This is a genomic window from Herbidospora sakaeratensis, assembly GCF_001570525.1.
GTDB lineage: Bacteria > Actinomycetota > Actinomycetes > Streptosporangiales > Streptosporangiaceae > Herbidospora > Herbidospora sakaeratensis.
This window is the reverse complement of the sequence record NZ_BBXC01000018.1, coordinates 169,147-194,463: the sequence shown is the minus strand read 5'-3', so window position 1 is coordinate 194,463 and position 25,317 is coordinate 169,147. Positions and strand designations below refer to the sequence as shown.

The window sequence follows — 25,317 nt, the reverse complement described above, 5'->3', positions numbered from 1 at the left end:
GCACAGTCTTGTCTAATTTGATGTCTCCTGCAACACTCGCCAAACATCAGAAGGGGGGCCCGGTATGTCGCGTGGGCGAGGTTCGAACCTCGCGCGGTTGATCTTCCTCGGACCTGGGCTGATCATGTTGACGCTGCTGGCCGTGGTGCCGATGCTGCTCATGCTCAGCACCATGTTCTTCCAGCGCGGTCGTTTCGGTGGAGTGGTCTACGAGTTCACCACCGCCAACTTCAGCAGGCTGTTCCAGCCGCTCTACCTGAACGTGATCCAGGACAGCCTGGTCGTCGCGGGCCTGGTGACGGTGCTGGCACTGCTGATCGGCTATCCGACGGCATACGCCATCGCGCAGCTTCCGCCGAAGTGGAAGACGATCGCGCTGCTGGCCGTCATGTTGCCGTTCTGGACGAACTTCCTGATCCGGATGTACGCCTGGACGATCCTGCTCAGTGGTCCGGGCCTGGTCAACGAGGCGCTCACCGGCATCGGCCTGATCGACAAACCGCTCGAACTGCTCTACAACCGGGGCACCGTGGTCGTCGGCCTGCTCTACGGCTACCTGTCGCTCATGATCCTGCCGATCTACTCGGCGGTCGAGCGGCTCGACCCGCGCCTGCGGGAGGCCAGCGCCAACCTGGGCGCCTCTCCGGTCCGCACGTTCTTCAGCGTCACGCTGCCGTTGACGCTGCCGTCCGCGCTGATCGGGGCCGTGCTCGTGTTCGTGCCCAGTTTCGGGAACTTCGTCGTGCCGGAGATCCTCGGCGGCGGAAAGGCGATCATGGTGGGCAACCTGATCCGCGACCAGTTCCTCAAGGCCCGCGACTGGCCCTTCGGCGCCACGATCGCGCTGGTCATGGTCGTGGTCACGGTGGTGCTGCTGCTGGCCCAGGCGGTCGTCTCGCGGAGGACGAGAAGTGCGTAAGAAGTCGTCGCGTCTCGTCTTCCTGCCCCTGTGGCTGGTCTACCTGTTCTTCTACGTGCCCATCGCGGTCGTGGTCTTCATGTCGTTCAACGCGGGCGACAACCCGTACATCTTCGAGGGCTTCAGCCTCGACTGGTACGGCAAGCTCGCGGGCGACGAGACCATCCTCCAGGGGCTCGGCAACACCCTCATCGTCGCGGTCGGCACCTGCGTGGTCTCGACGGTCGTCGGCACGCTCCTCGCCGTCGGCCTGGCCCGGCACACCCGCTCGAAGGTGATCGAGGCCATCGCCACGATGCCGGCCATCCTGCCCGAGCTGATGCTGGCCATCGGCCTGCTCATCTTCTACACCGCGATCGACTTCACGCTGGGGCTGACGTCGATCCTGCTGGCCCACCTGACCTTCGGCATCCCGCTGGTCGCGGTGGTCGTCAGGGTGCGGCTGGCCTCGATGGACACCTCGCTCGAAGAGGCCTCGACCGACCTCGGCGCGAGCCCGCTGCAGACGTTCTTCCGCATCACCCTGCCCGGCCTGGCCCCCGGCATCGCGGCCGGCGCCCTGCTGGCGTTCACGTTCTCGCTCGACGAGTTCGTGCTGGCCTTCTTCTCGGCCGGCCCGACCGACCCGACGCTGCCCATCGTCATCTACTCGATGGTCAGGTTCGGCGTGACCCCCGACATCAACGCCCTGGCCACCCTCCTGCTGACCGTCAGCGTCGTCGCGGTGCTCGCCGTCCAGCGCATGACCCGAATCACGGAGTCCCTCAAATGACACTGCTTTCCATCGAGGGGGTATCCCGGAGGTTCGGGAACGTCACGGCCCTCTCGGACGTCTCGATCGACATCCAGCAGGGGGAGTTCTTCGCCCTGCTCGGCCCGTCGGGCTGCGGCAAGACGACGCTGCTGCGCATCCTGGCCGGATTCGAGACGCCCGACCACGGGGGAGTCCGCCTCGACGGCGCCGACCTGCTCAAACTGGCCCCGCACAAGCGGCCGGTCAACCTGATGTTCCAGTCGTACGCGCTGTTCCCGCACATGACGGTGGCCAAGAACGTCGCCTACGGGCTGGAGCGCGAGAACCTCCCCCGGGCCGAGATCAAGGCCCGGGTGGGCGAGGTGCTGGAGAAGGTCGGCCTGGAGCCGATGGCGAACCGGCGTCCGGCGCAGCTGTCCGGCGGCCAGCAGCAGCGCGTGGCGCTGGCCCGCGCCATCGTCAAGCGCCCCCGCCTGCTGCTCCTGGACGAGCCCCTCTCGGCCCTGGACAAGAAGGTCCGCGCCGAGATGCAGCTCGAACTCAAGCGCCTCCAGCACGAGGTCGGCATCACCTTCGTCGTGGTCACCCACGACCAGGAGGAGGCCATGTCGCTGGCCGACCGCATCGCGGTCATGGACCAGGGCCGGGTCGAGCAGGTCGACGCCCCCGTGACCCTCTACGACCGCCCGCGCACCTACTTCGTGGCCGACTTCATCGGCGCGAACAACCTGTTCACGGGCGCGATCCGCGGCGGCGTCTTCTCGGCCGAGGGCCTCGGCCCGCTGCCGTCGAAGGCGACCACGGCCGACGGCTCGGCGGCGCTGGCGATCCGCCCGGAACGGGTCAGGCTGACCGAGCCGACCCCCGGCATGGTGCAGGGCGTGGTCGTCGACGTCAGCTTCTACGGCGGCGTGTCGCACATCGCGGTCGAGGTCACCGGCCTCGGCCGCAAGGTCCTGGCGGCGACGCAGGGCTCGGCCCGCATCACCCCGGGGACCGTCGTGGGCGTCACGTGGCGCCCGGAGGACGCGGTCCTCATCGCGAACTGACGACGGCTTCAGATCCACCACCGCCGCGTTCCGGTCATTCCGGGACGCGGCGGGCTGTTTTCCGGCAGTGCGACGACCTGCGCGGCGTGCCGGGCAGCTGGTGCGAGCCGCTGCCGGCAGGCGCCGCGATCAGCGTGGCGATCAGGCGCACCCTGCGGCTCGGCGGCGGCGCTTCAGTGCCCGCATCGCGCTTTGGTTGCGTTCCGCGGCGTTTCGGGCCGCCTCCCAGGGCCCTGCTCCGGCTACGGCCGCATGCGGGGTCTGGCCGTGGTCGCACCGTCGCGCGACGCCCGGGTAGGCGGCTTTCAGGAGGCGTCCTGCTGGGGCGGGGTCGTGGTGGCGCCCCGGGCCGGGCCGCCGTTCCTGGGGCGGGGGGTTCGGGTCGTCTTCTGGCGGGCCGCCGGGGTCTCCTTGAGCGGGTGGCCGGTCGACATGCGGGCGAAGTCGAGGATGAGGCCGACGGCCTCGTCGGGGCCGATCGAGTGGTGGCGGGCGATGATGCGGTAGCCGTAGGCGTCTTCGAGGGCGACCAGGTTGCGGGCGATCTGCTCCGAGTCGCCGGCCAGCTTGAAGACACCCTGGGCGGCGCCGATCTCCAGGATGGTCTGGTACATCGCCACCTGGCGGTCGTACAGCGTGGTCAGCAGGGTGCCGTAGACGCGGTTGCGGCCGGCCGCGCCGCCGAGCTCGCACAGCAGGCGCACGCCCGCGTCGTCGGGCCCTTCGGGCAGGCCCGAGCGGATCGTGGTGATGAGCTTCTGGGCCGGGTCGGCGATGCCGCTGATCTTCTTGACCCGCTGCTCGTAGAAGCGCTCCATGCCGGCGTGGTGGGCCTCGATCAGCAGGTCGCGCAGATCGGGGTAGTGGTAGAGCACCGCACCCGACGTGAGACCCGCCTCTTCTGCGATCTGGTTCAGATGGACGCCCTCGGCACCGTGCTGGATCATCGCGCGCCTGGCCGCGTCGATCAGCTCGACCCGCCGGTCTGCCCTGCTCTTGCGCTGAGTCATCGCACCCCGCCCCGTATGGAGGATCTCACAACTAGTGTCGCAGCTCTTGACGTGGTTGCTCGATAAGTATTTGAATCACGATTCAACAAATATCGGTCGGAGGGGATCGTGATTACGGACGCACTGCCGCGGGTCTTCTGGACCGACCGGCCCGCTCCGGCCGCGTATCCGCCGCTGACGGGGACCACGACGGCCGACCTGCTGATCGTGGGCGGCGGCTTCACCGGCCTCTGGGCTGCTGTGCTGGCCAAACAAGAAAACCCCGCCTGCGACGTCGTTCTGGTGGAAGCCGAACGTATCGCGTTCGGCGCCACCGGCCGCAACGGGGGCTTCATCGCCGACTCCATCACCCACGGCCTGACGCACGGCGCGCACCGCTGGCCTGGGGAGATCGATCTGCTGCTGGCGATCGGCCGCGAGAACCTGGCCGCCATCGCCGATTTCGTGGCCCGGCACGAGATCGACGCCGACCTGCGGCTGATCGGCAAGACGACGGTCGCCGTTGCGCCCCACCAGGTCACCGAATTGCGGACCGCCGAAAAGCGCCACCGGGACCATGGCGAGGACGCCACATTCCTGGACGCCGACGACATGCGGGCCGACGTCCACTCGCCCACCTACCTGGGCGGACTCCGGCTGCGCGGCACCGGCGGCCTCGTCGACCCGGTGAAACTGGCCTGGGGCCTGCGCCGCGTCGCCGAGAACCTGGGCGTGCGGATCTACGAGCACACGCCGGTGACCGGCATGGAACGCTCCGGTTCGTCGGTACGCGTGCCCACGCCCCACGGCGCGTTCGACGCCCGCCAGGTGCTCATCGCGACCAACGCGTTCCCGTCGCCGCTGCGGCGGCTGCGCAACTACGTGCTGCCGGTGTGGGACTACGTGCTGGTCACCGAGCCGCTCGACGCCGAACGGCGGGCCTCGCTGGGGTGGGCCGAGGCGCAGGGCATCACCGACGCGGGCAACCAGTTCCACTACTACCGGCTGACCGCCGACGGGCGGCTGCTGTTCGGCGGCTACGACGCCGTCTACAACTTCGCGGGCGGCGGCACCGACCAGCGCCCCGCCTCCCACGCCCTGCTCGCCCGCCATCTGCTGGAGACGTTCCCGCAGCTCGAAGGCGTGCGGGCGACCCACCGCTGGGGCGGCCTGATCGACTCGACCAGCCGCTTCACCCCGTTCTTCGGCACCGCCCTCGGCGGCCGGGTGGCCTACGCCCTCGGCTACACCGGGCTCGGCGTGGGCGCCTCGCGCTTCGGCGCCCTCGCCGGGCTCGACCTGCTGGCGCGGCGGGAGACGCGGCGTACCGGGCTGACGATGGTGCGCCGCCGCCCGGTGCCGTTCCCGCCCGAGCCCCTCAGGTGGCCGGTGGTCGAGTTCACCCGCCGGGCCCTGGCCCGCGCCGACGCGAACGAGGGCAGGCGCGGCCCGTGGTTGCGCGTGCTCGACCGCTTCGGCATCGGTTTCGACAGTTAGAAGACCCGCACATGACGACTCTGATCAACCCCGCGACCGGCCGGGTCATCGAGGACATCCCCGACAGCACCGACGTCCCGGCGAAGGTCGCCCAGGCGCGGGCCGCCTTCGAGCAGTGGCGCGAGGCGACCCCGTCGGAGCGCGCCCGGGTGCTGCTGCGCCTGGCCGACCTGGTCGAACGCGACGCCGACGAGCTGACCCGCCTGGAGGTCGAGGAGACCGGCAAGCCCGCGGCGGTCTTCCGCGACGGCGAACTGCCCTTCGCGGCCGACAACCTGCGCTTCTTCGCCGGCGCGGCCCGCTCGCTCGACGGCACCGGCGCGGGCGTGCTCAGCGCCGGCTACACCTCGGTGCTGATCCGGCGGCCCATCGGCGTGGTCGGCTCGATCGCGCCGTGGAACTTCCCGTTCATCATGGCCGTCTGGAAGGTCGGCCCGGCCGTCGCGGCCGGCAACGGCGTGGTCGTCAAGCCCGCCCCGCGCACCCCGCGCACCACCCTGCGCCTGGCCGAGCTGATGGCCGAGGCGGGCGCGCCCGAAGGGCTGCTCGGCGTCGTGACCGGCGGCGGCGACGTCGGCCAGGCCCTCGTGACCGACCCGGGCGTCGACATGGTGAGCGTCACCGGCTCGACCGCGACCGGCAGGGCCGTGATGCGCGGCGCGGTCGACGGCCTGAAGCGCGTCCACCTGGAGCTGGGCGGCAAGGCCCCCGCCCTGGTGTTCGCCGACGCCGACCTGGAGGCCATGGCCTTCGGGGTGACCATGGGGGCCACGTACAACACCGGACAGGACTGCACAGCGGCGACCAGGGTCTACGTGGAGCGGGCACGCTACGCGGAGGCCGTGGACGCCCTCGCGGCCGCGCTGGAGAAAGTGCGCCCGGGCGATCCCTGGGCCGAGGGGACCGACATCGGCCCGCTCATCTCCGCCGAGCACCGGGACAGGGTGCACGGCTTCGTCGCGCGGGCGTCGGGCCGGGTCGTCCGTGGGGGCGGCCCGCTCGACGCTCCCGGCTACTACTACGCGCCGACCCTGGTGGCCGACGCCGACCAGTCGAGCGAGATCGTGCAGGGCGAGGTCTTCGGGCCGGTCCTCGTCGCCCTGCCCTTCGACGGGGAGGACGAGGCGGTCGGGCTGGCCAACGACACGCCCTACGGGCTGGCCTCCTCGGTGTGGTCGTCGGACGTCGCGCGGGCGCTGCGCGTCTCGCACCGGCTCGACGTGGGGGTGACCTGGGTGAACGACCACCTGCCGATCGCCTCCGAAGCCCCGCACGGCGGGGTGAAGGGGAGCGGGTTCGGCAAGGACATGAGCCAGGAGGCGGTGGGGGAGTACTCGGTGACGCGGCACCTGATGATCAAGCACGCCGCCCCCGCCGAACGCGACTCCTTCCGCCCGGCCTGACTGGCAAAATACGTTCGATGCCCACGTTCTCCGCATTCGACGGCACCGTCCTGTCCTACCGCGTCACGGGCCAGGGCGACCCCCTGGTCGTGCTGCCCGGCGGGCCGATGCAGGACGCCGCCTACCTGGGCGACCTCGGCGGCCTGCCGGCCCACCGCCGGCTGGTTATCCTCGACCCGCGCGGCACCGGAGGCTCGGCGACCCCGGCCGATCCGGCGACGTACCGCTGCGACCGCCAGGTCGCCGACGTGGAGGCGCTCCGCCTCCATCTGGGCCTCGGCCGGATCGCCCTGCTGGGCCACTCCGCGGGGGCGAATCTCGCGGTCCTGTATGCCGCCGCGCACCCCGAGGCGGTCGGCTCCCTGGTGCTGGTCACCCCGAGCCTGTTCGCGGTCGGGCTCGACCCGACGGGAGAGGACCGGCTCGCCGTGGCCCGCCTGCGCGCCGGCGAGCCCTGGTACCCCGAGGCCATAAAAGCCCTGGAACGGCTGATCGGAGGGCATCCGGCCGACCCCGAGGCGATCACGCCGTTCTTCCACGGCCGCTACGACGCGGCGGCCAGAGCGGCGATCGAAGGCCCGGCGCGCAACGCGGAGGCGGCCGGGATCTTCAGCTCCGAGGGCGCCTACGACCCGGCCGCGACCCGCGCGGCGCTCGGCCGGCTGGCCGCGCCGGTGCTGCTCGTCGCCGGGGAGTACGACGTCAACAGCGTCCCCGCCAAGGTGCGCGAGTTCGCCGGCTTGTTCCCCGTCGCCGACTGCGTCGTGCAGCCCCGGGCCGGGCACTATCCGTGGCTCGACGACGCCCCCGCCTTCGTCGCGACCGTCGTGTCGTCAGCCTGACTCGGCGTCGAAGTAGAGCTCCGAGGTCACCCGGTAGCGGTCGCCCCGGTAGATCGACCGGGTGAACTCCACGATGCGCCCGTTCACGTCGCGCGTCGTGCGCTCCACCAGCAGCGCCGGGAAGTGCTCCGGCACGCCCAGCAGTTCGGCCTCCGTCTCGTCGGTCACCGTCGCCTCGATGGTCTGCACCGCGCTGCGCACGTCGACCCCGAACCGTTCGCGCAGCACCTTGTAGAACGACCCCGTCTCCATGTCGGCCGGCCGCAGCCCGGCGACCAGCTCGTGGGGCAGGTGGAGGCGTTCGATCGCCATCGGCGCGTCGTCGACGACGCGCAGGCGCACCACCCGCAGGACGGGCGTCGCGGGCGCGAGCTGCAGGCGGCTGGTCAGTTGCGGGCCGGCCGGTGACGAGGCGAACTCCAGGATCGCGCTCAGCCATTTCCCCTCGGCCGGCGGCGCGTAGAACGATCCAGTCTGGGTCGCCGACAGCGCCTGGGTGACGCGCTGGGGGCCGGTGAAGGTGCCGCGGCCGTGTTCGCGGACCAGGACGCCCGAGCGCACCAGGTCGTCTATGGCCGCGCGCAGGGTCGGGCGGGAGACGCCCAGTTCCTTGCACAGGTCACGCTCCGACGGGATGGCCTCGCCGGGTTTCTTGTCGGCCACGTAGTCGAGCAGGAAGTCGCGTACCCGGTCGCGCTTCAGCCCCGCCCGCATGTTGACAGTCACGTCCCCGACCTTACCAGCGTCTTACCAGTTGTCGAATGTAAACACTGAATAACGGGTCTTGACGGGTCTACTGGTTAAGACCACTCTAGCGCCAGCAGGCAGATTGCTTACCAATATCTGACCACTGGGAGAACCAATGGCCCCCCGGTTCCTCGCCGCGGCGGCGGTCCTGGCGCTCGCCGCCGGGCTCACCGCATGCGGCTCTTCGTCCACCGAGTCGCCCACTGACAGCACCGCGCCCGCCGCGACCGCGCTCACCGTCTGGATCATGCGCGACAGCATGTCCGACGCCCTGCTCGGCACCTTCGAGCGCGACTTCGAGGCCGCGCACCAAGGGGTCACGCTCGACGTCCAGATCCAGGAGTGGGACGGCATCGGCCAGAAGGTCACCAGCGCCCTGGCCAGCAACGACGCCCCCGACGTGATCGAGGTCGGCAACACCCAGGTCGCCGAGTACGCCGCCAGCGGCGGCGTGAAGGACCTCACCGACAAGGTCACCGAGCTCCAGGGGGCCGACTGGCTGCCCGGCCTCGCCGACCCCGGCAAGATCGACGGCAAGCAGTTCGGCATCCCGTGGTACGCCGCCAACCGCGTCGTCATCTACAACAAGGCCCTGTTCGAGAAGGCCGGCGTGACCACCCCGCCCGCGACGCGGGACGAGTGGATCGACGTGACCACCAAGCTCAACGCCGACGGCAACCAGGGCATCTACCTGCCGGGCCAGAACTGGTACACCCTGGCCGGGTTCATCTGGGACGAGGGCGGCGACCTGGCCCTCAACGAGGGCGGGATGTGGAAGGGCGGCCTCGACAGCCCGCAGGCGCTGGCCGGGATCGACTTCTACAAGCAGCTCCAGGCGCTCGGCGAGGGCCCGAAGGACTCCGACGAGGCCAACCCGCCGCAGGCCGACGTGTTCGCCAAGGGCAACGTCGCGCAGCTCATCTCCTCGCCCGGCGGCGCGGTGGCCATCGAGAAGGCCAACCCCGACCTGGCCGGCAAGCTCGGCTTCTTCCCGATCCCCGGCAAGACCGCCGACAAGCCCGGCGCCGTCTTCACCGGCGGCAGCGACCTGATCATCCCCGAGGCGTCCAAGAACCCCGATCTCGCGTACGAGGTCATCAAGGCCCTCGCCGGAGAGAAGTTCCAGACGGCGATGGCCACCGAGATGTCCTACGTGCCGAACCGGGTCTCGCTCGGCGGCGTGCTGACCAGCGAGGGCGCGGCCGCGATGGCCAAGGGCGCCGCCAACGGCCACGCCACGCCGAACTCGGCGAACTGGGCGGCGGTCGAGGCCAAGAACGTCATCAAGGAGTACATGACGACCTACCTGACCGGCACCGACGGCGCGGCCGAGGCCGCCAAGGCGTCCCAGGTCATCGCCGACATCCTCAACACGAAGTCCTGACACAGTCCCGGGCCCGTCCGTGCCGGCCGCGTCTCCCAATTCCCGGGGTCGCGCGGGCGGGCCCGTCCTTGACCGGTTCGTACAGAGAAGGAAGGACTCCTGTGGTCACGCAGGCTCCCGAGCGGCCCGTCGCCGCGGCGGCCCCGCCGCCACCGAGACGGAGGCGCGGCCTCCCGGCCCTGTGGCCGTACCTGCTGGTGATCCCGACCGTCGCCGGCACCGCCTACCTGCTGTTCTATCCGCTGATCCGCAGTGTGATCATCTCGTTCCAGCACTTCAGGACCGGCGAGCTCATCAGGGGCGGGGCCGCGTTCGTGGGGCTGGAGAACTACCACGAGGCGCTGGGCTCGGCGGAGTTCTGGGCGGTCGTCAGAAGGACCCTGGTCTGGACGGGCGTCAACGTCGTCCTGATCATGGTCATCTCCACCCTGGTCGCGCTGATGGTCGCGCGGCTCGGCAAGAGGCTGCGGCTGGCGGTCCTGGCGGGGCTGGTGCTGACCTGGGCGACGCCCGTCCTGGCGGCCACCACGATCTTCCAGTGGCTGTTCCAGTCGAAGCTCGGAGTGGTCAACTGGTTGCTGACCACCATCGGGTTCAGCCGGTTCGACGGCTACACGTGGTTCGCGAACGGGACCGCCACGTTCGCCATCATGGTGCTGCTCGTCGTCTGGCAGTCGGTGCCGTTCGCGGCGCTGACCCTGTACGCCGGCCTGACCACCATCCCCCAGGAGCTGTTCGAGGCGGCCCGCATCGACGGCGCGACCGGGTGGCAGGTCTTCCGCGACGTCACCTTCCCCATGCTCCGGCCGCTGTTCGGCCTGATCACGTCGCTGGAGATCATCTGGGTCTTCAAGTGTTTCGCCCAGATCTGGGCGATCAGCCAGGGCGGCCCTGACGGCGCGACCACCACCCTGCCGGTGTACGCCTACCAGGTCGCCCAGTCGCTGCACAAATACGACCTCGGCTCGGCCATCTCGACGCTGACCGTGCTGATCCTCCTGGTCGTGCTGGTGCCGCACCTGCGCCGAATGTACAAGCACGAGGGAGCGGACAAGTGATCAGGCGTCTCCCCATCACGCTCGCCGCCCTGTCGGTGCTCGTCGTCTCGGTCTTCCCCGTCTACTGGATGGTCGTCACGGCGTTCAAGCCCACCCGCGACATCCAGGCCGACACCCCGCAGTTCCTCCCGCTCCACCCGACGCTCGACCACTTCGCCACCGCGATCGGCTCCGAGGGCTTCGCCCTGTTCTGGCGCAACTCGCTGCTGGTGTCGCTCGGCGCGGTGCTGCTCAGCCTGGTCGTGGCGCTGCTGGCCGCGTTCGCGGTGGCCCGCATGCGCTGGCGCGGCCGCAAGGCGTTCATCCTCATGGTGTTCATCGCGCAGATGGCCCCGTGGGAGGCGCTGCTGATCCCGATGTTCATCATCGCCCGCGACACCGGCATGCTCGACAAGCTCTCCATGCTGACGCTCATCTACTTCATGAGCACGCTGCCCTTCACGATCGTCACCCTGCGCGGCTTCCTCGCGGCCATCCCGGAGGAACTGGAGGAGGCCGCCCAGATGGACGGCGCCAGCCGGTCGGCCGCGTTCCGCAAGGTCGTGCTCCCGCTGCTCGCACCGGGCCTGATGTCGACCTCGTTGTTCGGCTTCATCACCGCGTGGAACGAGTTCGCGTTCGCCAACGCGCTCATCATCAAGAACCAGGACGACCGCACGCTGCCCGTCTGGCTCTCGTCCTTCTCCAACGTCTTCGGCACCGACTGGGGCGCCACCATGGCCGCCGCCACGCTCTTCATGCTGCCGGTCTTGCTGATCTTCCTGATCCTCCAGCGCCGGGTGACCTCCGGGATCATCGCCGGCGCGGTCAAGGGCTGAGAAAGGAAACCCAACGTGATCATTCCGCGGCCACGTGACCTGGCCGTCCTCGGGGGCTCCGTCACGTTCTCCGAGGATCTCGTCCGGCACCGACCCGACCCGGGCCTGCCGGAGGAGGGCTACCGCCTGACCGTCGGCGAGGGCGGCATCGAGCTGGCGTCCGGTGGGCCCGCCGGGGCCTACTACGGGCGGCAGACGCTCCGCCAGCTCGGCGAGCGGCTCCCGGAGGGGGTGATCGAGGACGCGCCCCGGTTCGGGTGGCGCGGGGTGATGCTCGACGTGGCGCGGCACTTCATGCCCAAGGCGTTCATCCTGCGGCTGATCGACCTGATCGCCGAGCTGAAGCTGAACGTGCTGCACCTGCACCTCACCGACGACCAGGGCTGGCGGCTGGAGATCCGGCGTTACCCGCGTCTCACCGAGGTTTCGGGCGACCACTACACCCACGAGGACATCCGGGAGATCGTCCGGTACGCGCAGGAGCGGTTCGTCCGCGTCGTCCCGGAGATCGGCCTGCCGGGGCACGTGCAGGCGGCCCTGGCGGCCTACCCGGAACTCGGCAACGACCCCTCGCGGTCCTACGACGTGTGGACCAGCTGGGGGATAAGCGAGCACACCCTCAACCTGGAAGAGGAGACCATCGCCTTCTTCCACCACGTGCTCGACGAGGTCTGCGACCTGTTCCCCGGCGAGTACGTCCACGTCGGCGGCGACGAGTGCCGCAACACCGAATGGGAGCACACCCCGCGGGCCCAGGAGCGCATCGGCGAACTCGGCCTGCCGGGCGCGCACGCGTGCCGGGCCTGGATCACCGCCCGGATGGCCGAGCACCTGGCGAAGAAGGGCCGCAAGCTCGTCTATTGGTACGAGAAGCCCGACGGTCCCCCCGGCGCCACCACCATGACCTGGCTCGACGAGGAGAGCGGCGAGCTGGCCGCCCTCGAGGGCCGCGACGTGGTGCTGGCCCCGCACCTGCGCACCTACCTCGACTACCCGCCCGAGCAGGAGGCCGGCCCGTTCTTCCCCGACCGGGTGTTGTCGTTGTCGAACACCTACCACTTCGCGCCCCCGTCGGCCCCGGGGATCATCGGCGTCCAGGCCCAGCTCTGGACCGAGTACATGCCGACCCCGGCCGACGTCGAACGCCAGGCCTTCCCCCGGTTGCTGGCCTTCGCCGAGGTCGCCTGGGGTTCGGCGGGCGACTACTCCGACTTCCTGCGCCGTCTCGACCCCCACCTGTCCCGCCTGGCCGCGCAAGGCGTCTCGGTGGGTCCGCTCATCCCGTAAAGAAAGGACAGATGTGTCCAGCAAGAAGTGGTTAGCCGGCGGACTGATGTCCGCCCTCGCCCTCATCGGCCTGGTCGCGCTGCCGGCCGAGGCCGCCACCGCCGTCAAGGTCCAGTACAAGACCAGCGCGTCGGGCGCCCAGGCCGACCAGGTCGAGCCCTGGCTGAACCTGGTCAACACCGGCACCACCACCGTGGCGCTGAACACCGTCAAGATCCGCTACTACTTCAAGGCCGACTCGGCGTCGCAGCAGTACCGCTTCGCCTGCTCGTGGGCGGTCGTCGGCTGCTCGACGATCACCGGCACCTTCGGCACGATCTCTCCCGGCACGGCCACCGCCGACCGCTACCTGGAGATCGGCTTCACCAGCGGGTCGCTCGCCCCGGGCGCCTCCACGAGCGACATGCAGCTGCGGTTCTACCGGGCCGACTGGCAGCGCATCACGCAGAGCGACGACTACTCGTTCGGCGCGCAGACCTCCTACGCCGACTGGAACAAGATCACCGTCTACCAGTCGGGCGCGTTGTTGTGGGGCAACGCCCCGGCGGGCGGCAACCCCAGCCCGTCGCCGTCTCCCTCGCCCTCTCCTTCGGGTTCGCCCAACAACCCGGGCGGCAACAACGGCGTCGTGTTCGACGACTTCAGCTACTCCTCGCACACCGACCCGAACATCAACGCGCACAACTGGACGATCCGCACCAACCAGGGCGGCCCTGGCATCCCCGGCGCGACCTGGCCGGCGTCCAACGTCACCTTCCCGACCGTGAGCGGCGGCAACAAGGCCCTCCAGCTCAAGTCGGTCACCGACGGCACCTCGTCGGGCACCCAGCAGTCGGAGGTGCTGCACCAGCGCAAGTTCCTCGAAGGCACCTACGCCGCGCGGGTCTTCTTCACCGACACCCCGACGACCGGCCCCGACGGCGACCACATCGTGCAGACCTTCTTCACGATCACCCCGCTCAACCAGGACCTCGACCCCAACTACAGCGAGCAGGACTTCGAGTACCTCCCCAACGGCGGCTGGGGCGAGCCCGCGAACATCATGTACGCCACCTCGTGGGAGACCTACCGCAACGAGCCCTGGCTCGCGGTCAACACCCACACCGCCAACCGCATCAGCTACGCCGGCTGGCACGACCTGGTTCTCCAGGTCTCCGGCGGTGAGATCAAGTACTACATCGACGGGCAGCTGTTCGCCACCCACGGCGGCGACTACTACCCGGAGACCGTGCAGTCGGTGAACTTCAACCTGTGGTTCATCAGCGGCGGCCTCGTCGGCAGCAGCACCCAGCGTCAGTGGATCCAGCAGGTCGACTGGTTCTACCACGCCAAGAACGAGGTGGTCGCGCCCGCCACCGTCATCCAGCGCGTGAACAACTACCGCACCGCGGGCACGAGCTGGGTCGACACCGTCCCGGCGAGCTGACCCTCCCCGGCTGAGCGACGGCTCGCGCGCATTCGGGGCGCGCGAGCCGTTCGGCCTATCCGGGGATCTGCCCCGGCTCGTCGACGACGCCCGTCGCGACCACGGCGCTGACGAATTCGGTTCCGGCCCGAACCAAGATCGTGCCAAGGATCTCATTCTTGAACCGCTCCTCCCGCCGGCCGAGGAACTCGTAGGTCGTGTCGTCGAAGATGAGATACGACCGCGTCGTCACCTGGCCGTTCAGGTCGCGCCGGACGCCGGAGCCGGGCACGTCCCCCTCGAAGGCCACGCCGATGCCGGTCCGGCCCGCCGCGTCGCGGACCCCGGCGTCGACGCGCACGCCCGGGATCTCGGCCAGGGCCCGGAACATCGCCCCTCTCAGCTTGGGCGGCAGTGGAACCTCCTGGTAGAGAAAGACCGAGAACACCCGGAAGGCCCGCGCGTCCTCGTGCTCGCCGTCCGCCTTCCAGACCGGATCGTTCTTCACGTGGTCCAGCAGCCGCGCCGGGTCGGTGGGCAGCTCGGCGAACTCGGCCGCGAACTCGCGCGGGGTGAGCTGGTCGTCGCCGGGTTCCGGCTCGATGGCCAGGTGCTCCATCCCGCCCTGCGCGCGGCGGAAGGACTGCGCGGTGCCGTCGAAGCGCATCCAGTACTCCTCGGCGATCGGCGCGGGGTCGTCGCCGTTCTGGACGAGGAGCTTCCAGTACACCCACTGGTCGTCTCTGGGCGCCGGGACGGGCGCGCCACGCTCGGCCACCCGGGCGGCCCGCCGCAGCACCACCTCCGCGTTCATCGGCCGGATCCCGGCGGTGACGACCGGCCGGGCCGTCGTCGGCAGGTCCGGGACCGGCGTGCCGACGCCGCCCACCACCACGACCGCGACGCCCGCCGCGGCGGCCACCAGCAGCAGGGGCGGCACGAACCGGACGTGGCGGCGGCGCGGCGCACGGGGGCGCAGGGCGTCGAGCCGGTCGGCGGAGGGCTCCGGGGCGTCAGCGCGCAGCTCGCCCAGCAGCTTCAGGTCATCCACGGCGGGCCTCCTCCTGGACGGCGGACGGGTCGCTCCCGCCCAGGGCCGCGCGGGTCTTGCGCCGGGCCCGGTGGAGGCGCGACCGCACGGTGCCGATCGGGATGCCGAGGGCCCGCGCCACCTCCTCGTAGCTGAGGTCGGCCCAGGCGACCAGCAGCAGCACCTCGCGGTCGCCCGGCGACAACACCGCGAGCGCCTCGGCCAGCTCCCGGTGCAGCGCCGAGGCCGACACCCTGGCCTCGACCCGGTCGGCGTAGCTCTCGGCGACCTCGTCGACGCCGGTCCTGGCCAGCGCCAGATAGGCCCTGAGCTCGGCCCGGCGGTGCCGGCCGATGAGGTTGGCGGCGATGCCGTGCAGCCAGGGGCGGGCGTCGCGGTGGGCGGTGTCGTACCGCCCGAGACGGCGGAAGGCCGTCAGGAACGTCTCGGCCACGACGTCGTCGGCCAGCGAGTCACCGAGACGGCGCAGCACGTACCGGTGCAGCGCGGGCGCGTGCCGGTCGAACAACACGGAGAAGGCGGCCGGATCACGCCGGGCGCGCTCGATCACCTCCGCGTCGTCAGGGCCATGGGTGATCAAACGGGGCTCCGTTCCTAGGGGCCGATCACCCTGCACTCACCCGATGACGCGAATCGGGTTCGCGCTAGTCGTTGCCCGGCACGTTCTTCAGGGCCTCGCGCCGCGACAACCCGCTCAGCCCCTGGTGCTCGACGTAGCGCACGACCTCGCGCGGGTCGGTCTTGGCGTACTCACGCAGCGCCCACCCGATCGCCTTGCGGGCGAAGAAGTCGGTGTCGGACAGGCTCGGCTCGATGCACGCGTAGAGCAGCGCGCTGTCGGTGTGCTCCCTGAAGGTGTTCTGCGACAGGATCGCGGTGCGCCGTTTCCACAGGTCGGGGCCGTGGGCCCACTCGAGCATCGTCGGGCGCATCGTCTCGGGGAACTGCCGCAGCAGACCGCCCACGCGGTGGACGGCCAGTTCGTCGACCAGGTCCCACCAGGCGCCGGTGACGATCATCTCCTCGTACATGGGCAGGGTGTAGAGGGTCTGCCACGGGCGGTAGAAGCGGAAGCCCGTCAGGTCGACCGCCGCGTAGCGCTCCTCGCGGTATTTGGCCTCGCGCCACAGTTCGAGCACGGCCCGCCGCCACACCGGCGCGGAGTCGAGCCGGTGGTCGGCGAACACCTTCTTCAACGCCAGCCGCCGCGGCCCGCTCTGCACGCCGAGGAAGGGCATCTCCGACTTCATGTACGCCCGCATCACCGGCGCCTTCTCCGGGTCGGCGAGGTCGCCGAGAGCGGCCCGGACCGCGTCGACGAGGCTCATCCCGGCTGGCTGGTCCGCTCTCCGGTCGCCAGGCCGTCGAACAGGACCGTGATGTAGTGGTCGGCGAGCGCGGTGGTGTTGAGCCGCCCGCCCGGACGGAACCAGCGCACCGCCACCCAGATCGAGTCGCGCAGCATGCGGTAGGTCAGCTTCGGGTCGACGTCGGCCCGCAGCTCGCCGGTGGCCTGGCCCTTCTTGATCTGCTCCAGCCACATGCGCTCGATCTCGTCTTCGGCCTTCACGAGGTAGTCGAAGCGGTGGTGCTCCAGCGAGCGCAGGTAGTTCCAGTCGTTCTGCATGACGGTGATCGCCGCCCGGTGGGGTTCGAGCGTGGCGAAGCCGGTGCGCACCATCTGGGCCAGCACCTCGGCCGGGCCCTTGCCCGAGTCGAGGATCACCCGGTAGCGCGCGGTCAGGTCGTCGAGGAACGTGCGCAGGACCTCGTCGACGATCGACTCCTTGGAGTCGAAGTGGTGGTAGAGGCTGCCGGACAGGATGCCGGCCTCGTCGGCGATGTTCCGGACGGTGGTGGCCTGGAAGCCCTTGCGCGCGAACAGTTCAGCCGCCAGTTTGACCAGGTGGTCGCGGCGCTCCGAGGCGGTCACCCCGTGGGTTCTGCGCGCCGTCGCGGTGCTCTTGCGCTGGTTCACCCACCCATTATGGTCCGTTGTCGCCGACGGACCATTCAGAGCGCGGAATCGGCGATGATCGAGGATGGCGAAAATCAAATTCCCGTTCACGCTGGGCGTCGCCTCGGGGGAGCCCGCGCCCGACGGTGTGATCATCTGGACCCGGCTCGCCCCCGACCCGCTGAACGGCGGCGGCATGCCCGCGAGCGCGTTCGACGTGCGGTGGGAGGTGGCCGAGGACGACACGTTCGCGAAGCTCACGGCCTCGGGCACGACCAGGGCCCAGCCGGCGGGCGCGCACAGCGTGCACGTCAAGGTCACCGGCTTACGCCCGGCCTCGGTGTACTTCTACCGCTTCCGCGCCGACGGCCACACCTCGCGCGTGGGCCGTACCAAGACCGCGCCCGCGCCCGACTCGACGGCGCCGCTGAGGATCGCGGTGGCCAGCTGCCAGCGCTACGAGCACGGCCACTTCACCGCCTACGAGCACCTGGTCGCCGACGCCCCCGACGTGGTCCTGCACCTGGGCGACTACATCTACGAGTACGGCAAGCCCGCCGTTCCCGAGCCCGGCCGCTACGTGCGCCCGCTGAAGGATTCGACCGCCGCCTGCGTCACCCTCAACGCCTACCGCGAGCGCTACGCCCTCTACCGCCTCGACCCCGACCTGCAGGCCGCCCACGCCGCCGCGCCCTGGATCACCGTCCCCGACGACCACGAGGTGGTGAACAACTACGGCGGCCGCACCGCCGACCCGAAGCGCAGGAAGGCCGCCTACCAGGCCAACGCCGAGCACCTGCCCTACCGCGTCAAGCCGGCCGGCGACGCGATGCAGTACTACCGGCGGCGTCCGTTCGGCCGGGTGCTCGACCTGCTGGTGGCCGACGCCCGGCAGTACCGCGTGGCGGGCGACATCCTCGGGCCGGCCCAGACGACGTGGCTGCTCGACAAGCTGAAGACGTCCACGGCCCGCTGGACCGTCCTGGCCCAGGCGCTGTTCTTCGCGCCGCGCACCCCGCCGAGCGCCGACGCGTGGGACGCCTACCCGCAGAGCCGCAAGAAGGTCCTCGACGCCGCGCCGGAGAACTTCGTGGTGCTGAGCGGCGACGTCCACAACGCCTGGGCGGCCCGTCTTGACAGGGGCGTGGAATTCGTCGCGACGTCCATCAGCAGCGCGCCGCCGGCCGTCCGCGACGACGCGCTGGAGCGCAACCCGCATCTGGCGTTCTTCGACGGGCGGCGCGGCTACCTGGTCGCGAACGTCTCGATGGAGGAGTTCACGGCCGACTACCGTGCCGTCGCCCACGTCGACCGCCCCGGCGCCCCGGTGTCCACGGCGGCCTCGTTCCGTGCCGTCGGTAACAAGCTCGAACGAATCGACTTGTGAAATTGCAGGTAAGACCTCTAGCGAATAGGAAACTTTCCTATTAGATTTCGGGCATGCCCAAGTGCGGTGCCGCATGACGCGAAGCACGGAGCTGCTGCGTCTGGCTGATTCGGTCATCCTCCCCGGCTTCGTCGGGACCTCGCCCCCCGACTGGTTGCGCCGGCGTCTCGCCGACGGCCTCGCCGGAGTGGTCTTGTTCTCCCGGAACGTCGACACGCCGGACCAGCTGGCGGCCCTCACGGCCGCGCTGCGCGCGGAGAACCCCGCGCTCCTGGTCGGCATCGACGAGGAGGCGGGCGACGTCACCCGGCTGGAGGCCCGTACGGGCAGCTCCCGCCCCGGCAACTACGCCCTCGGCGTGGTCGACGACGTGCATCTCACCGAGGAGGTGGCCAGGGACGTCGGACACGACCTGGCGGCCGCCGGGGTGACGATCAACTTCGCCCCCGCCGCCGACGTCAACTCCAACCCCGACAACCCGGTGATCGGGCTGCGCTCGTTCGGCGCCGACCCGGGCCTGGTCGCCCGCCACACGGCGGCCTGGATCAGGGGCCTGCAGTCGGCCGGCGTGGCGGCCTGCGCCAAGCACTTCCCCGGCCACGGGGACACCGCCGTCGACTCCCACCACGGCCTGCCGGTCGTCGCGGTCACCCGCGAGGAACTCCACGAGGTGGAGCTCTGGCCGTTCCGCGCTGCCATCGAGGAGGGCGTGCGGGCGATCATGACGGGGCACCTGGTCGTGCCGGCGTACGACGAGGCGATGCCGGCCACGCTGAGCCCGCGCATCCTCACCGACCTGCTCCGGGGCGAGCTCGGCTTCGACGGCGTGGTGATCACCGACGCCATCGAGATGGCCGCCGTCGCGCAGGTCTACGGCATCGGCGGCGCGGCCGCCCGCGCGGTGGCGGCCGGGGCCGACTCGATCTGCGTCGGCGGCGAGCACGCCGACGAGGCGACCTTCGACCACATCCGCGAGTCGATCGCCGACGCCGTCGTGAGCGGCCTGCTGCCGGAGGCCCGCCTGCACGAGGCGTGCGCCCGGGTGGCCAAGCTGGCCGCCTGGCGGCTGCCGCTCCAGGACCGGGTGCTGAACGGCGGGCCGGTCGGCCTGGCCGCCGCCCGCCGCGCGATCAGGGTCGTCCACCACGACGGCGCCCGCCTGCCGCTCAGCACGGCCCCCCACGTCGTCGAGTTGTCGCCCGACACCAACCTGGCCATCGACAAGGGCCAGCCGTGGGGCGTCGGCGAGCCGTTGGGAGCGCTCCTCCCCGGCACCACGGTGACCCGTCTCGGCGAGGCCGAACTGGCCGACGGCGTGCCCGCCGACCTCCTCGACCGGGCCGCCGACCGCCCGCTGGTCGTGGTCGTGCGCGACGCCCACCGCCACGCCTGGCAGATGGACGCCCTCGGCCACATGCTGGCCGCCCGCCCCGACGGCGTGGTGGTCGAGATGGGCCTGCCGGGACGCACCGACCTGGGCTCCGTGCACATCGCGACACACGGCGCGTCGCGCGTCTGCGGTCAGGCGGCGGCCGAGACCTTGACCGGTCGTTTGCCGTGAAATCCCCATAAGCAACGGCCTCGCGGGCGCAGCCGCGGGGCCGTTTCCATTTCCAGACCAAAATTCTGATCACAGAGTGCTATCAATCGACTACGCAGAGCTATATGCTCGGCAGTGCTTTGACCGGCCAGTCAAACAGACCGTCAAGGAAAGCGCGAGAAGGAGCCGTAGTGATCAAGAAGATCTGCGTGACCAGTGCGATGCTCGCGGCCGCCGCGGGTGCGAGCCTCATCGCCACCCCGGCCCACGCCGACACGTGGTCCGACAACTGGAGCGCGAACATCGGTTCGGCTCAGTCGGGCAACAACTTCGGCTGGGTCGCGGCGCGCAACGCCGGCTCCGGCCGTTCGACGAACGTCAACACCATCAACGGCATCTCCGCTACCGCCACTGGCGGCAGCGTGACCGTGGTTTACATCTTCAAGTAAACCGCGGTCGCGTCCCCAGCACTCACCCCACCCGAAGGAGAGAACATGTTCAAGAAGCTCGCCGTGACCGGTGCCGTCCTCGCCGCCTGTGGCGCGACCCTGCTGGCCGCCGCGCCCGCCCAGGCCGACACCTGGATCAGCAACGGCAGCGTGAACCGCGGCTCCGCCCAGTCGGGCAACGTGTTCGGCAACGTCGCCGCCACCAACATCGGCGGCGGTTCGTCGACCAACTCCAACACCATCAACGGTGTCTCGGTCACCGCCCGCAACAGCGTGGCGGGCCTCGCCTACCGCTTCGACGACTAGTCGTCGACTCCGGCGCGCGCCGGGCTCTCCTTCCGGGCCCGGCGCGCGCCGCCGTGCGTTGCGGCCATGATGGGTCCTTGTACGTCATCCGCACATGCAAGGGGAATGTCGATGAAGGCCGCGTATGTCACCTGGGACGGGCCCGATCCGGAACGCGAGACCGTGCTCTCGGCCTGGCTCGCCGAGGGGATCGAGGGCGCACCGGTCCGGTGGGACGACCCCGAGGCCGACTGGTCGGAGTTCGACGCGGCCGTGGTCCGCTCACCGTGGGACTACGTGGGCCGGCGCGACGAGTTCATCGACTGGGCCTGGCGGGCCGAACAGCACACGCGGGTGCTCAACCCGGCGTCGGTGCTGGCCTGGAACACCGACAAGACCTACCTGAAGCACCTGGGCGTGCCGACCGTGCCGACCCACTGGAGCTCCCTCGCCCTGCCCGACTGGGCCGAGTACGTCGTCAAGCCGACCATCTCCGCGGGCGCCCGCGACACCATCCGCACCCCCTCCGCCGAGAAGGCCGCCGCGTTCGCCGCCTCCCTTGAGGCCCAGGGCCGGCCGATCATGGTGCAGCCCTACGTCGAGAGCGTCGAGCACGAGGGCGAGTTGTCCCTCCACTACTTCAACGGCCAGTTCAGCCACGCCGTCAGGCGCACCCCGCTGCTGGTCGCGGGCGTCGGCGACCTCAACGACGCCGGGGCCAAGGCCACCCTGCGCGACCCCGACGACGACCAGTTCGACCTGGCCGAAGAGATCCTGGGCAAGGTGGCCGAGCCGCTCCTCTACGCCCGGGTCGACCTCGTGCGCATGCCCGGCGGCGAGCCGGTGCTGATCGAGCTGGAGCTCACCGAGCCGTTCCTCTACCTCGACACCGAACTCGAGGCGCCGGCCTTCTTCGCCCGCGCGCTGAAGGAGATGCTCTCCTAGCCGTGGGCGGTGATGCCGCCGTCCACCGGGATGACGGTCCCGGTGAGGTAGGAACCGGCCCGTGAGGCCAGGAAGATCGCCGTCCCGGCCATGTCGTCGGGACGGCCGATCCGGCCGAGCGGCACGCTGGCGGCGACCATCTCGCGGGCCTGCGGGTCGTCGAGCACGAACGCCATCATCTTCGACTCGAACGGGCCGGGGGCGATGGCGTTCACGGTGATCGACTCCTTGGCCAGGCGGTCGGCCAGGTGCCGGGTCAGCATGTGGACCGCCGACTTCGTGGCCGAATAGGCGTAGCTCTCCATCGCGGGGGTGCGCAGGCCGTCGACCGAGCCGATGTTGATGACCCGGGCCGGGTCGTCGGGGCTCGCGGCCTTCCTGAGCAGCGGCAGGAACCGCTGCGTCAGCGCGAAGACGCCCTTGACGTTGATGTTCCAGAGCTTGTCGAAGGCCGAATCGGGATAGTCGTCGAGGGGCGCGCCCCAGGCCGCGCCGGCGTTGTTGACCAGCACGTCGAGCCGGTCGTGACGGGCGGCGACCAGGTCGTGCACGGCCTCGACCCCCTCGCGCGTGGACAGGTCGGCCTGCACCGAGCCGCACCCCAGCGCGGCGGCGGCCTCCTCCAGCTGGTCCTTCTTGCGGGCGGTGAGGTAGACGGTCGCGCCGCCGTCGACGAACCCCTGGGCGATCATCCGCCCGATCCCACGGGACCCGCCGGTCACCACGACGATCTTGCCTTCGACCGAGAAGAGAGTCATGAGGCTGAGGGTACCGACCGGTCGGTCTGTTCGGAACACCGGCTTTCCACAGGGGGCGGGCCGGTTCGGCGGAAACGTCGGTCGCGCGGGGCATGATGGCCGCCGACCCCCGGGTGGGAGGGGGCCGGAATTTTGGGAGACCTCGGAAGAGCCCTCGTGTTAGCGTTCGGGTATGCAGCGCGCCCATCTGACGACGACGCCGGACTCCGTCCCGGCGCGCTGACCACTGCCTTACTTCGAAGCCCGGGGCGCACCGCCCCGGGCTTCGGTGTTCGTGTGCGCCCCCTTCTCACCAAGGGAGACACGATCATGTACGACCACCGCAGGCTCGGCCGCGAGCTCGATTTGTTCGACGGCGATCCGCTCATGGGCGCCGGGTTGCCCTTCTGGTTGCCCGACGGCGCGGCGGTCCGGATGGCGCTGGAGGACTACGTCCGCGACGTCGAGAGACGCAACGGCTACCGGCACGTCTACTCGCCGATCATGGGCAAGCGCGAGCTCTACGAGATCTCCGGCCACTGGGACCACTACCGCGACGACATGTACCCGCCGATGGCGGTCGGCGGGGAGCAGGTGGTGCTGCGGCCCAGCCTGTGCCCGCACCACGCGCTGATCTACCGCGCACGCGGGCGCAGCTACCGCGACCTGCCGCTCCGGCTGGCCGAACTCGGCGGCATGTACCGGTCGGAGTTGTCAGGGGTGCTGGGCGGGCTGACCCGCGTACGCGCCATCCAGCTCAACGACGCGCACATCTTCTGCACCGCCGAACAGGCCGTCGAGGAGGCCCGCGCCGCCCTCGAACTGATCGCCGCCGCCCACGCCGCCATGGGCATCAAGCCCGTGCGCCACCGGCTCTCGCTCCCGGGCGCCTCCGGGAAGTACGTCGCGGTCCCGGGCCTGTGGGAGCGCGCCGGGGAGATGCTCCGCGAGGTGCTGCACGACGTCGAGTACGAGGCCGTCGAGGGCGAGGCCGCCTTCTACGGGCCGAAGATCGACATCCAGATCGCCGACAACCTCGGGCGCGAGTCGACCCTGTCGACCGTCCAGATCGACCTCTACCAGCCCGCCCGGTTCGACCTGGAGTACACCGGCCCCGACGGGGCCCGGCACCGGCCCGTCATGGTCCACCGGAGCATCGTCGGCAGCGTCGAGCGGGCCGTCGCCCACCTGATCGAGGTGCACGGCGGGGCGTTCCCGGCCTGGCTCGCGCCGGTGCAGGCGGTGGTGCTGCCCCTCGGGGAGGACGAGGTGGCGTTCGCCGACTCGGTCGTCTCGCGCTGTGCCGGTCTCGGGCTGCGCGCCGAGCTGGCCGGGCCGGAGAAGGGCAGCCTGGGGGCGCGGATCCGGGAGGCGCGGCTGGCGCCGTACCAGCTGATCATCGGGTCCCGGGAGGTCGCCGCCGGCGAGGTGTCGATCCGGCTCCGGGACGGCCGCAAGCTCGCCGCCCTGCCGGTGGGGGAGGCGCTGGCGAGGATCGGGGAGATCACCTCGCGGCGGGAGAGCGGGTTGTGGTGACTAAGCTTTCGCTGACCGCCCATTACTACCGAGGGAACCCGCGATGAGCGACGTGCGTGCCGAGTACGAGGAGCTGAAGGCCAGGGGACTGAAGCTCGACCTGACCCGGGGCAAGCCCGCCTCGGCCCAGCTCGATCTTTCCACCCCGATGCTCTCGCTGCCCGGGACGTCCTACCGCTCCGCCGACGGCACCGACACCCGCAACTACGGCGGGCTCAACGGCCTGGCCGAGCTCCGGGCGCTGTTCAGCGGGTTCCTCCAGGTCCCGGCCTCGCAGCTCATCGTGGGCGGCAACTCCAGCCTCGCCCTGATGCACGACGCGATCGTCCACTGCCTGCTGGGGGTGCCGCTCGGCGCCGCCCGGCGGTGGGCCGACGAGGAGCGGGTGGCCTTCCTGGCGCCCGTGCCGGGCTACGACCGCCACTTCGCGCTGTGCGAGCGCTTCGGCATCGAGCTCATCCCGGTCGCGATGACCCCCGCCGGTCCCGACATGGACGAGGTCGAGCGCCTCGTCGCCGCCGACCCGGCGATCAAGGGCATCTGGTGCGTGCCGAAGTACTCCAACCCCGACGGCACCACCTACTCGGCCGAGACCGTCGCGCGGCTGGCCACCATGACCACCGCGGCGCCCGACTTCCGGATCTTCTGGGACAACGCCTACGCCATCCACCACCTCTTCGACGAGGAGGCCGAGCTCGCCGACCTGCTGGCGCTGGCCACCGAGGCCGGCAACGCCGACCGCGTGTTCGTCTTCGGCTCGACGTCGAAGGTCACCCTGGCCGGTTCGGGCGTGTCGTTCTTCGGCGGCTCGCCCGAGACGATCGCCTGGTTCCTCGGCTACCTGGGCAAGGGCACGATCGGCGCCGACAAGGTCAACCAGCTGCGCCACGTCGAGTTCCTGCGCGACGAAGACGGCGTGCGCGCCCACATGCGCGCCCACGCCGACCTGATCCGGCCCAAGTTCGAGACCGTCGACCGCATCCTGTCGAAGGAGCTCTCGGGCCTGGCGACCTGGTCGTCGCCGCTCGGCGGCTACTTCATCTCGCTCTCGGTGCCCGAGGGCACGGCCAAGGAGGTCGTGCGCCGCGCCGCCGAGGCCGGCATCGCGCTGACCCCGGCCGGGGCCACCCACCCCTACGGGGACGACCCGTCCGACTCGGTGATCCGCATCGCCCCCACGTTCCCCGACACGGCGGAGCTGGAGGCGGCGATCAGCGGCCTGGCGGTCTGCGTGCGGCTGGTGGCGGCCGAGCGCGCCTGACCCGTGTGACGGCTCGG

At 70.6% G+C, this 25,317-nt stretch carries 25 protein-coding genes; 18 read left to right on the top strand and 7 right to left on the bottom strand.

The window, feature by feature from the left end:
- Nucleotides 1–97: 97 nt before the first annotated feature.
- The 3 genes from AW271_RS29150 to AW271_RS29140 are packed head-to-tail and all read left to right on the top strand — an operon-like array spanning nt 98 to nt 2,722.
- Complete coding sequence (locus tag AW271_RS29150; RefSeq protein ID WP_245653261.1) at nt 98–919, top strand: ABC transporter permease; 822 nt, start codon at nt 98–100, stop codon at nt 917–919.
- The gene (locus AW271_RS29145; RefSeq protein ID WP_063818150.1) at nt 912–1,691 is read left to right on the top strand and encodes an ABC transporter permease; all 780 of its coding nucleotides are present in this window, start codon (nt 912–914) and stop codon (nt 1,689–1,691) included. The genes AW271_RS29150 and AW271_RS29145 overlap by 8 nt, the downstream gene beginning before the upstream one ends.
- On the top strand, nt 1,688–2,722 hold the full coding sequence (locus AW271_RS29140; protein ID WP_062340797.1) for an ABC transporter ATP-binding protein: 1,035 nt from the start codon (nt 1,688–1,690) through the stop codon (nt 2,720–2,722). Before AW271_RS29145 ends, AW271_RS29140 begins: the two co-directional genes overlap by 4 nt.
- Before the next feature lie 305 nt (nt 2,723–3,027).
- Here AW271_RS29140 and AW271_RS29135 read toward each other — a convergent pair whose 3' ends face one another.
- Nucleotides 3,028–3,732, bottom strand: a complete 705-nt coding sequence (locus AW271_RS29135; RefSeq protein WP_083977395.1) for a TetR/AcrR family transcriptional regulator — start codon at nt 3,730–3,732, stop codon at nt 3,028–3,030.
- A 108-nt stretch (nt 3,733–3,840) separates the two neighbouring features.
- Between AW271_RS29135 and AW271_RS29130 the strand changes: the two genes are divergently transcribed.
- Genes AW271_RS29130 through AW271_RS29120 form a run of 3 tightly spaced genes read left to right on the top strand, consistent with a single transcriptional unit; the run spans nt 3,841 to nt 7,453 of the window.
- Nucleotides 3,841–5,208: an NAD(P)/FAD-dependent oxidoreductase gene (locus AW271_RS29130; protein ID WP_245653260.1), complete on the top strand. Its 1,368-nt coding sequence runs from the start codon at nt 3,841–3,843 to the stop codon at nt 5,206–5,208.
- Between the two features lie 11 nt (nt 5,209–5,219).
- Complete coding sequence (locus tag AW271_RS29125) at nt 5,220–6,611, top strand: aldehyde dehydrogenase family protein (RefSeq protein ID WP_062340795.1); 1,392 nt, start codon at nt 5,220–5,222, stop codon at nt 6,609–6,611.
- A 17-nt stretch (nt 6,612–6,628) separates the two neighbouring features.
- The gene (locus AW271_RS29120; RefSeq protein ID WP_062340794.1) at nt 6,629–7,453 is read left to right on the top strand and encodes an alpha/beta fold hydrolase; all 825 of its coding nucleotides are present in this window, start codon (nt 6,629–6,631) and stop codon (nt 7,451–7,453) included.
- Here AW271_RS29120 and AW271_RS29115 read toward each other — a convergent pair.
- Nucleotides 7,445–8,179: a GntR family transcriptional regulator gene (locus AW271_RS29115; protein ID WP_232320616.1), complete on the bottom strand. Its 735-nt coding sequence runs from the start codon at nt 8,177–8,179 to the stop codon at nt 7,445–7,447. The two genes, AW271_RS29120 and AW271_RS29115, sit on opposite strands and share 9 nt — an antisense overlap.
- Before the next feature lie 136 nt (nt 8,180–8,315).
- On the opposite strand from AW271_RS29115, the gene AW271_RS29110 reads away from it, so the two are divergent.
- From AW271_RS29110 to AW271_RS29090, 5 genes are all read left to right on the top strand, one after another.
- Nucleotides 8,316–9,584, top strand: coding sequence for an extracellular solute-binding protein (locus tag AW271_RS29110; protein ID WP_062340793.1), 1,269 nt, complete (start codon nt 8,316–8,318; stop codon nt 9,582–9,584).
- 101 nt (nt 9,585–9,685) lie between these two features.
- Nucleotides 9,686–10,642, top strand: a complete 957-nt coding sequence (locus AW271_RS29105) for a carbohydrate ABC transporter permease (RefSeq protein WP_218008207.1) — start codon at nt 9,686–9,688, stop codon at nt 10,640–10,642.
- Nucleotides 10,639–11,460 (top strand): carbohydrate ABC transporter permease, encoded by an 822-nt coding sequence (locus AW271_RS29100; RefSeq protein WP_062340792.1) that lies wholly within the window; start codon nt 10,639–10,641, stop codon nt 11,458–11,460. The genes AW271_RS29105 and AW271_RS29100 overlap by 4 nt, the downstream gene beginning before the upstream one ends.
- 15 nt (nt 11,461–11,475) lie before the next feature.
- Nucleotides 11,476–12,747 carry a beta-N-acetylhexosaminidase gene (locus AW271_RS29095; RefSeq protein WP_062340791.1) on the top strand — a complete coding sequence of 424 codons (1,272 nt, stop codon included), beginning with the start codon at nt 11,476–11,478 and terminating at the stop codon, nt 12,745–12,747.
- 13 nt (nt 12,748–12,760) lie between these two features.
- Nucleotides 12,761–14,173, top strand: coding sequence for a cellulose binding domain-containing protein (locus AW271_RS29090; RefSeq protein WP_245653259.1), 1,413 nt, complete (start codon nt 12,761–12,763; stop codon nt 14,171–14,173).
- A gap of 55 nt (nt 14,174–14,228) precedes the next feature.
- Here AW271_RS29090 and AW271_RS29085 read toward each other — a convergent pair whose 3' ends face one another.
- The 4 genes from AW271_RS29085 to AW271_RS29070 all read right to left on the bottom strand — a co-directional run bounded on the left by AW271_RS29085 (nt 14,229) and on the right by AW271_RS29070 (nt 17,181).
- Nucleotides 14,229–15,203 (bottom strand): CU044_5270 family protein, encoded by a 975-nt coding sequence (locus AW271_RS29085; protein ID WP_062340789.1) that lies wholly within the window; start codon nt 15,201–15,203, stop codon nt 14,229–14,231.
- Nucleotides 15,196–15,783, bottom strand: a complete 588-nt coding sequence (locus tag AW271_RS29080; protein ID WP_062340788.1) for an RNA polymerase sigma factor — start codon at nt 15,781–15,783, stop codon at nt 15,196–15,198. Before AW271_RS29080 ends, AW271_RS29085 begins: the two co-directional genes overlap by 8 nt.
- A gap of 64 nt (nt 15,784–15,847) precedes the next feature.
- The gene (locus AW271_RS29075; RefSeq protein WP_062340787.1) at nt 15,848–16,531 is read right to left on the bottom strand and encodes a DNA alkylation repair protein; all 684 of its coding nucleotides are present in this window, start codon (nt 16,529–16,531) and stop codon (nt 15,848–15,850) included.
- Nucleotides 16,528–17,181: a TetR/AcrR family transcriptional regulator gene (locus AW271_RS29070; protein WP_062340786.1), complete on the bottom strand. Its 654-nt coding sequence runs from the start codon at nt 17,179–17,181 to the stop codon at nt 16,528–16,530. Before AW271_RS29070 ends, AW271_RS29075 begins: the two co-directional genes overlap by 4 nt.
- A gap of 64 nt (nt 17,182–17,245) precedes the next feature.
- Here AW271_RS29070 and AW271_RS29065 point away from each other — a divergent pair, with 64 nt between their 5' ends.
- The 5 genes from AW271_RS29065 (at nt 17,246) to AW271_RS29045 (ending at nt 21,766) form a co-directional block, all read left to right on the top strand.
- The gene (locus AW271_RS29065; protein WP_062340785.1) at nt 17,246–18,547 is read left to right on the top strand and encodes an alkaline phosphatase D family protein; all 1,302 of its coding nucleotides are present in this window, start codon (nt 17,246–17,248) and stop codon (nt 18,545–18,547) included.
- A gap of 73 nt (nt 18,548–18,620) precedes the next feature.
- On the top strand, nt 18,621–20,108 hold the full coding sequence (locus AW271_RS29060) for a glycoside hydrolase family 3 protein (protein WP_062340784.1): 1,488 nt from the start codon (nt 18,621–18,623) through the stop codon (nt 20,106–20,108).
- Between the two features lie 170 nt (nt 20,109–20,278).
- Nucleotides 20,279–20,536: a hypothetical protein gene (locus tag AW271_RS29055; protein WP_030450924.1), complete on the top strand. Its 258-nt coding sequence runs from the start codon at nt 20,279–20,281 to the stop codon at nt 20,534–20,536.
- A 45-nt stretch (nt 20,537–20,581) separates the two neighbouring features.
- Nucleotides 20,582–20,842 carry a hypothetical protein gene (locus AW271_RS29050; RefSeq protein ID WP_062340783.1) on the top strand — a complete coding sequence of 87 codons (261 nt, stop codon included), beginning with the start codon at nt 20,582–20,584 and terminating at the stop codon, nt 20,840–20,842.
- Nucleotides 20,843–20,953: 111 nt separating this feature from the next.
- Nucleotides 20,954–21,766: an ATP-grasp domain-containing protein gene (locus AW271_RS29045; protein WP_157554717.1), complete on the top strand. Its 813-nt coding sequence runs from the start codon at nt 20,954–20,956 to the stop codon at nt 21,764–21,766.
- On the opposite strand, the gene AW271_RS29040 is transcribed toward AW271_RS29045, so the two are convergent.
- Nucleotides 21,763–22,524 carry an SDR family oxidoreductase gene (locus AW271_RS29040; protein ID WP_062340781.1) on the bottom strand — a complete coding sequence of 254 codons (762 nt, stop codon included), beginning with the start codon at nt 22,522–22,524 and terminating at the stop codon, nt 21,763–21,765. The two genes, AW271_RS29045 and AW271_RS29040, sit on opposite strands and share 4 nt — an antisense overlap.
- Before the next feature lie 276 nt (nt 22,525–22,800).
- Between AW271_RS29040 and thrS the strand changes: the two genes are divergently transcribed.
- A complete protein-coding gene (gene thrS, locus AW271_RS29035; RefSeq protein WP_245653258.1) occupies nt 22,801–24,039 on the top strand; it encodes a threonine--tRNA ligase in 1,239 nt (412 codons plus the stop codon).
- 43 nt (nt 24,040–24,082) lie between these two features.
- The gene (locus AW271_RS29030; RefSeq protein WP_062340779.1) at nt 24,083–25,300 is read left to right on the top strand and encodes an aspartate aminotransferase type Ic; all 1,218 of its coding nucleotides are present in this window, start codon (nt 24,083–24,085) and stop codon (nt 25,298–25,300) included.
- Nucleotides 25,301–25,317: the final 17 nt, after the last annotated feature.